Below are 7,423 nucleotides of genomic sequence, written 5' to 3' on the forward strand. Positions count from 1 at the left end.
ACCGGATGCACGCCGGCGGGCCTTCATGGGCGCACCGTGAGGAAGAGCACAAGTGGGGCCACGGTAACCACAGCGGATTGCGCGCAGGTGTCCGCTCCCGGGCCCGATCGGGCAATCGTTACCCAATCGGTACCTGCTACCAGGGGTGCGACACACTGGCGTAACACGGCGGGCGGAGACGCATCCCACACAGCATCTCCCCACGGGATCGGCGCATCGTTTGGGAGAGTGGGACGGTGTCGTCACTCCTGACCGGGCTCGTGCCCGAGCCCGTGCGTGTGCGCGCCGGCGAGGTGGCGAGATCCGCTCTCGCCTCGCGGGCGTGGTTGTGGACGACGTTCGCCGTCGTGCACGGGGGTCTGCTCGTCGTCGGACTGGTGAACCGACCCGGCGGGTACGGCGACCTCTCGCTCTACCGGCGCTGGATCGTGGACGGCTTCGCGACCGGCTGGTGGCCGGTCCTCGACTTCGACTGGGTGTACCCGGCGGGCGCCCTCGTCCCGATGACCGTGGCCGGCCTCGTCCCGGGCAGCGCGGTCGTCTTCCTCATCGCGTGGATCCTGCTCGTCACCGGCCTCAACGCCCTCGCGGTCGGGGCCCTGCTGCGCCGCGGTCGCGGGCTCACCGCGGCGTGGTGGTGGGTGGGCTTCATCGCCTTCCTCGGCCCGGTCGCGCTCGGCCGGCTCGACGCGGTCGTCGCACCGCTCGTCATCCTGGCGCTGCTGCGGGCCGTGGACCATCCGCGGACGGCGTCGGCGCTGCTGACGGCCGCCGCCTGGATCAAGGTCGCTCCGGGCGCGCTCATGCTCCCCCTCGTCATCGCGAGCCGCCGGCCGTGGCGCGACGTCGTGCTGCCCGCCGCGGCGGTCTGCCTCGTGGTCGCCGGCTCGGTCGTGGCGCTCGGCGGGACCGACCACCTCGCGTCGTTCCTCGCCGAGCAGGGCGAGCGCGGGCTCCAGCTCGAGGCCGTCGGCGCGACGCCGTGGATGCTCGCCGGCCTGCTCGCGCCGGACACCTTCCCGCGCCTGTACAACCGGCAGATCATCACCTACGAGGTGCACGGGCCGGGCACCCCCGCGGCCGGGACCTTCCTCGACGTCGCGCTGCCGATCGCGATCGCCGGCGCCGTGGCGCTCATGATCGCGTGGCGTGTGCGGGCGGGCCGCCGGTTCTGGACTCCCGCCGCGCGCCTGCAGATGGTCACGCACGGCGGCCTGCTCGTCGTCCTCATCCTGCTCGTCACGAACAAGGTGTTCAGCCCCCAGTTCGTAGGCTGGATCGCGCCACCCGTGGCGGTCGCGCTCGCCTACGGGTTGCGCGAGTGGCGCCGTACCGCGGCGGCCGTGCTCGTCGTCGCGTTCGTCACCCAGTTCATCTTCCCGTGGTCCTACCCGGCACTCGTCTACGGCGTTCCTGGGATGACCCTCACGCTCGCGGCCCGCAACCTGCTCATCGTGTGGCTCCTCATCGAGGTCGTCCGGTGGTTCCTGCGCAAGCCCGAGCTGGGCGGTCCGGCCGCCGCGCCGGAGCGGGACGAGGTCGCCGAGGGCCGTGCGGGTGCCGAGCACGACGCGGTCGCCGTCGAGGCTGTCGACGTCGACGAGGATGACGCGACGGCCGACTGCCCCGAGCGGGACCCGCGCGCCTCGCGGGACGAGCAGCCCGCCGGGTCCGCCCCCGCGAGCTGAGCGGGCCGGAGCCGACCTACGCGGCGTCCGGTTCGCCGTCGGGCGGGTTCACCGGGATGTCCGAGGCGGCGTCCCCGGCGAGCGCCGCCACGGCACGCAGGTCCCCACGCAGCCGAGGAAGACCCCCACGAGCACGAGGCAGAGCCGGACCCGCTCGCGGCCGCTGCGGACCGGGCTCGGGATGAGGTCGGCCGACCGGCGCGCGAGCACCGTCACGAGGATGCCCGCCACGACGAGCGTGCCGTTGAAGGCGGACGCCGAGAGGTCCCCGGTCGTCCCGAGCTCGCTGAGGTGCACCTGCCACCACTGCGGGTCCGCTGCGGTGATCGTCGAGGTGAGCACGCCCATCGAGAGGAACGCCGCGAGCACGACGGCGAGGCTCTGCAGCGACAGGTGCGTCGCCGAGGTGAAGGTCAGGTAGGCGGCGACGGCCGGCACGGCGCCGGCGAGGACGACGCCGCTGAGCGGGTACACGCTCGCGCCGACGAAGCCGAGCGCGAAGATCTCCGCGAGCAGGGTCGCCAGGAGCAGCGCCACGGCGCCGTGCGCGACGGCGATCGCCACCAGGTCCACGACGTCGAGGACACCTCTCACCGGCCGGGCGGCGCCGCGCCGCGCAAGCACCAGCTGCCCGGCGACGAAGGCGAGGGTGCCGGCGACACCACAGGAGAGCGCGACGAGGTGGCCGAGCGAGCCTGGTCCCTCGATCGGGACCGGCCGAAGGTTGAAAACCGCGATGCTCACGAGCGCCCCGACGACGAAGGCGAGCGCGCCGCACGTGAGAGCCAGCGTCTCCAGGCCCTTCTCCCCCGCGACGTTCGCGGCGACCCGCTCGCGCAGCCACGCGGGGCTCCAGGGGGAGGGCGTGCTGACCTCGCTCATGGTCGCGAATGTAGTGCCGGTGTCCGAGCGGCCGGCACGGCGTCTCGCGCCCCGCGGACCGGTGCTCGCCGCCGCGGGCGAGCTCGCCGTCGTGCGTGGTGCGGGGTGGGCGCACGTCGAAGGCGGGACCCAGAGCGCGCACAGCGGACGCACACGATCGGTGAGCACCGTGCTGCCATGACCACCTCGACCTCCCCCCAGGCCGCTCCCCGTCGCGGAGCCGGCGTGCTCGCCTCCTGGGCATCAACGCGGACCTCAACGGCTCCGCGGGCGACGGCGGCACGATCACGTTCGCGCCCACCCACCTCGGCGTGCAGCCCGCGGTCTACACGAACGACGACGGCGAGGAGGTCCAGCCGTTCGACGGCATCTACACCGACGCGTTCGCGTTCTTCGACAGCCTCACGGCCGAGCAGCAGGCCACGTTGACCTCGGGCGAGGTGAGCATGTGCGCACCGGGCGACACGTGCGACTTCGCCACGGGCTCCGGGCTCGTGGGGTCCGACCTCACGGACGAGCAGCGGCAGCTGCTGCTCGAGCTCGTCGCCAACTGGGCCGGCATGGCGGACGAGGAGACCACCGCGACCACGCTCGCGCAGATCGAGGCGACGCTCGACGAGACGGAGATCGCGTGGTCGGGCGAGACGACCTACGACATGACCACCGGGAACGGCATCAGCTTCTCGATCTCCGGGCCCGACGTCTACGTCGCGTTCCAGGCGCAGCAGGGTTCCGCGGGGGCCGACGTCGAGGCCGTGAGCACCTCGGGCTGGGGCAACGTGCACACGATCTACCGCGACCCGAGCAACGACTACGCGGGGAGCGTCACGCAGCAGGCCGCGTCCGGGACGGGTGGCGGCGCGGGCGCCGGCGCTCCCGGTGGGGGGACTCCCCCGGGCGACGGAGCGGCACCCGGCGGCTCGTCGACCTCCTGACGCAGGCGGGCGCGCCGGATCTCGGTCGGTGGTGGACTCGCAGCGGCGTGTTCGCTCAGTAGTGGTAGCGCGCCTGGAGGATCACCAGGTCGTCCCCGTCGACGAGGTACACGAGCCTGTGCTCGTCGGTGATCCGCCGGGACCAGGCGCCTTGCGCGCCGTACTTGAGCTGCTCGGGTTTGCCGATGCCGTGGGCCGGCTCGCGCAGGCACGCCTCGATCAGCGTGTTGATCCGCTTGAGGACCCGTCGGTCGGCCGCCTGCCAGTACGTGTAGTCCTCCCAGGCCGAGCGGTCCCAGACGAGTCGCACTCAGTCCGCCTGGTCGAGCTCGTGCGCCTCTGTCTGGTGCTCGCGGGCACGCTCGAACGCGTCCAGAAGCCGGCGCGCATTCGCGGGCGATCGGAACAGGTAGGCCGTCTCCTGCCACGCGGCGTAGTCGTCGGCCGCCATGAGGACGGCGTTGCCGCGCCGCGAGACGATCTCGATCGCCTCGCGGTCGTCGTTCACCCTCTCGATGAGCGGGAAGAGGGTCTTGCGCGCCTCGCTCGCACTGATGGACATCGGACCGCCTTGGTCGGTGGGCGACTTGTACGGAAAAACGGTACCACTTCCTCGACGAGAAGCCTGCGCGGGGTGGCTAAACCGGTGGCAGTGAGGACCAGACCTCGCGCCACTGGCCGGCGAGCGAGTCGACGGTCGCGTGCGCATTGAGGCCGCTGGGCTGCGGCACCACCCAGAGCGCGACGCCGGGCGGCCAGCCGGGGACGAGGGCGGGGTCCTGGCGGCCGAGTCGCGCCTTCGGCAGACCGAAAGCGGTGCGGAACGCGGTGATGCCGGCGACGGCGACCGCGTCCGGACGCAGGCCGGGGTGAGGATTCACGCTCGGGCCGGCGCCGTGCTCGGCGTTCGCGTCGGAGCTCTGCGAGACGCCCGGCCGGGTCAGTCGCTCGACGAGCCGGGCCCCGCCCGCGCGCAGCTCGTCACGGGTCAGCTCGTCGGCCCGCGCCGTCGCCCGCCCGACGAGGTTGGTGATGCCGATGCCGCGGCCGAGCAGCTGCGCCTCGTCGTCGGCGCTGAGTCCCGCGGCGGCGTCGACGGGCCGCTCGGTGAGGCCGGCTCGGTGCAGCGACGGCCAGAACCGGTTCCCGGGAAAGGCGAACGGGGCGTTGACCGCCGCGGTCCACAGGCCGGGGTTGACGCCCACGATGAGCAGGCGCACACGTCCGCTGGCGGGCAGGACGTCGTCCACGCCGTCGGGCATCCCGTCGAACGCGGCGAGGTCCGCGCGCACCGGACGCCCGCCGCCCATCGGCGATGGCCGGCGAGGGCGTCCGAGGACGGCCTCCTGCCCGTCGATGTCGTCGACCATCTACGGCAGCGCGAGGAAGTCGCGGAGCCAGCCGTCGACCTCTCGCATCGTCGCGGCGTCCACGATCCCGGCGTCGGCGTCGGCGTCGGCGACGAACCGATCACGCGTCACGGTTCGTGGCTGCTCGGTCATCGCGTACGTGTTCACCCGCGCACCACGCGCAGCACGGCGTCGTGCACCCACGCGCGGTAGTCCTCGGGCGACCACCCCGACTGGTCGACGAGCTGCTGGTACCCCTCCGGCGACATGAGGAACGAGAGCTGGTCCGCCGTGCGCTCGACGTCGAGCTCGCCGTCGGCGCCGCCGGCAAGCCCGCGGCGCACCAGCTCCGTGACGAGCAGGCGAAAGTCCCGACGGCGGTGCTCCAGCATGCGCCGCAGAGCCTCGTCGACCACGGGGTCGGACAGCGACGCGCCCAGCAGGACCGTCCAGAGCCGACTGCTCGCGGCGTTCGCTGCCGTGACGAGGCCGACGACCGCGGTCAGGACGGCATCGTCGGGCAGCTCGAACACCGGCGCGGCCGTCTCGGTGTCCGCCAGGCTGTCGGCGCCCTCCTGCCCGGCGAACGTGATCTCGAAACCGCCGATGAGCAGCTCGGCCTTCGAGCCCGCCGACTTGACCGTCTCGGTGGACACGCGGGCCGCCCGGGCGATGGCCGCCATCGTCGTCGCCTGGTAGCCGCGCTCGGAGAACTCGGCGGCTGCGGCCTCGAGGATCCGGCGTCGCGTGCGCTCGGCCTGCTCGGCTCGCAGCTCGGAGCGGTAGACGCGGGAAGGGGTGGCCGACATATTGACCAACCTCCAGGTGTAGTGAATCATTGGTTGAGCAAGCCAAACCCTACCGGAGGACACCATGGCCTCGTATCTCGTCTGCATCACCCCGGCGCACGGGCACGTCGTGCCGGCGCTCGCGGTCGCGCGTCACCTGCTCTCGGCGGGACACCGGGTCCGGGTCCTGACCGGGTCTCGCTACCGCGCCGACGTGGTGGCTGCGGGCGCGGAGTTCCTCGCGGTCCCCGCCGAGGCCGACATCGACCTCGACCGCGCCGGCGACCTCTTCCCGGAGCGGGCGAACCTCAAGGGGCCCGCCGGGATCCGCTACGACATGCGGCACCTCTTCCTCGCGCCCGGTCGCGCGCAGTACGGCGCGCTCGCGGCCGCCCTCGACGCCGAACCGGTCGACGCCGTGATCACCGAGGGTCTGTTCCTCGGTGCAGCGCTGCTCGCCCTCCGTCCTCGCGAGGAGCGCCCGCCGGTGCTCGTGCTCGGGATCTTCCCGCTCGGCACGCCGAGCCGGGACACCGCACCGTTCGGTATCGGGATGACCCCGATGCGGGGTCCGGTCGGTCGCCTGCGCAACCGCGTTCTGGCCGCGGTGACGCGGAACGTGATCTTCGGGCCGGTCAACACAGAGGCCGACCGGCTCGCGCAGGACCTCGTCGGACGGACCTTCGGCGGCTCCTTCCTGGAGTGGCCGGCGCGGGCCGACGCGATCGCCCAGCTCACCGTGCCGTCGTTCGAGTACCCGCGCTCGGACCTCCCGGCCACGGTCCACTTCACGGGGCCGCTGCCCTCCGCAGCGGACGCTTCGACCGAGCTGCCGACGTGGTGGCACGAGCTCGACGGCGAGCGCCCGGTCGTGCACGTGACGCAGGGCACGGTCGCCAACACCGACTTCGGCTCGCTCGTGCGCCCGACGATCGACGGGCTCGCCGACCGCGACGTGATCGTGGTGGTCTCGACGGGCGGTCGGCCGGTCGAGGACGTCGGCCCCGTGCCGGCGAACGTCCGCGTCGAGCGGTACCTGCCGTACGGCGCGCTGTTCCCGAAGCTCGACGTGATCGTGACGAACGGGGGGTACGGCGGCGTGCAGCAGGCGCTGGCGCACGGGGTGCCGCTCGTCGTCGCCGGACAGACCGAGGACAAGATCGAGGTGACCGCACGGGTGGGCTGGTCGGATGTCGGCATCAACCTGCGGACGAACGCGCCGAAGCCCGCCAAGGTGGCGAACGCCGTCGAGCGCGTGCTCCGCGAGCCGCGCTACCGCGAGGCCGCGGCGCGAATCGGGGCCGACATCCGCGGGACCGACGCGCTCGCGACGCTCGACCGCGTGCTGGCCTCACTCAGCACGCCGGCGTCCGCGCCGTCCGGCGGGTGAGGGCCGGGCGTGATTCCTGACACCGCCTGTGCCCACGACGCGGACCACGGATCGACCAGCTCGACGCCGGTCTGAGCGAAGTCTTTGGTGTTCCGCGTCGCGCACGCGGGGCGGGTGGACCCGGCAGATTGCCGCAGTCTGGGCGTCCGTCGTGCTGCGCGGCCATGCGACGCACGTCGGTCTCAACCAGATCGCCCGAGACCAGCCTCAGCGCATGGCGCGTAGCGTCGATGGCGCTACACGTTGAAGCGGAACGATCACGCGGGGTTTCGGCTGTTGTTGGTCATCGTCGGTCGGTGCCGGGAAACACGGTCTGACCTGCGGAAACGCACTGACGGGACCATTGGGCGTCGTCGGCGATCACCGGTCTCGGCCGGACTTTTTGCGGACT

Annotated in this window: 8 protein-coding genes; 3 read left to right on the forward strand and 5 right to left on the reverse strand. The window is 72.7% G+C overall.

Features of this window, described 5'->3' with window-relative positions:
* Positions 1–236: 236 nt before the first annotated feature.
* Positions 237–1,688 carry a glycosyltransferase 87 family protein gene (locus tag FH969_RS14125; protein WP_139987809.1) on the forward strand — a complete coding sequence of 484 codons (1,452 nt, stop codon included), beginning with the start codon at positions 237–239 and terminating at the stop codon, positions 1,686–1,688.
* 48 nt (positions 1,689–1,736) lie between these two features.
* Here FH969_RS14125 and FH969_RS14130 read toward each other — a convergent pair whose 3' ends face one another.
* Positions 1,737–2,570 carry a hypothetical protein gene (locus FH969_RS14130; protein WP_139987811.1) on the reverse strand — a complete coding sequence of 278 codons (834 nt, stop codon included), beginning with the start codon at positions 2,568–2,570 and terminating at the stop codon, positions 1,737–1,739.
* Positions 2,571–2,854: 284 nt separating this feature from the next.
* On the opposite strand from FH969_RS14130, the gene FH969_RS14135 reads away from it, so the two are divergent.
* Positions 2,855–3,505: a DUF3500 domain-containing protein gene (locus FH969_RS14135; RefSeq protein WP_342777041.1), complete on the forward strand. Its 651-nt coding sequence runs from the start codon at positions 2,855–2,857 to the stop codon at positions 3,503–3,505.
* Between the two features lie 55 nt (positions 3,506–3,560).
* Here FH969_RS14135 and FH969_RS14140 read toward each other — a convergent pair whose 3' ends face one another.
* From FH969_RS14140 to FH969_RS14160, 4 genes are all read right to left on the reverse strand, one after another.
* Positions 3,561–3,815, reverse strand: coding sequence for a Txe/YoeB family addiction module toxin (locus FH969_RS14140; RefSeq protein ID WP_108718009.1), 255 nt, complete (start codon positions 3,813–3,815; stop codon positions 3,561–3,563).
* Positions 3,816–4,067 carry a type II toxin-antitoxin system Phd/YefM family antitoxin gene (locus tag FH969_RS14145; RefSeq protein ID WP_108718010.1) on the reverse strand — a complete coding sequence of 84 codons (252 nt, stop codon included), beginning with the start codon at positions 4,065–4,067 and terminating at the stop codon, positions 3,816–3,818.
* A 76-nt stretch (positions 4,068–4,143) separates the two neighbouring features.
* Positions 4,144–4,875, reverse strand: a complete 732-nt coding sequence (locus FH969_RS14150) for a mismatch-specific DNA-glycosylase (protein WP_246071981.1) — start codon at positions 4,873–4,875, stop codon at positions 4,144–4,146.
* 143 nt (positions 4,876–5,018) lie between these two features.
* A complete protein-coding gene (locus tag FH969_RS14160; protein WP_108718011.1) occupies positions 5,019–5,663 on the reverse strand; it encodes a TetR/AcrR family transcriptional regulator in 645 nt (214 codons plus the stop codon).
* Between the two features lie 64 nt (positions 5,664–5,727).
* Here FH969_RS14160 and FH969_RS14165 point away from each other — a divergent pair, with 64 nt between their 5' ends.
* Complete coding sequence (locus FH969_RS14165) at positions 5,728–7,032, forward strand: glycosyltransferase (protein ID WP_139987815.1); 1,305 nt, start codon at positions 5,728–5,730, stop codon at positions 7,030–7,032.
* The last annotated feature ends 391 nt before the right edge of the window (positions 7,033–7,423 follow it).

Source organism: Miniimonas arenae (assembly GCF_006351005.1).
Lineage (GTDB): Bacteria > Actinomycetota > Actinomycetes > Actinomycetales > Beutenbergiaceae > Miniimonas > Miniimonas arenae.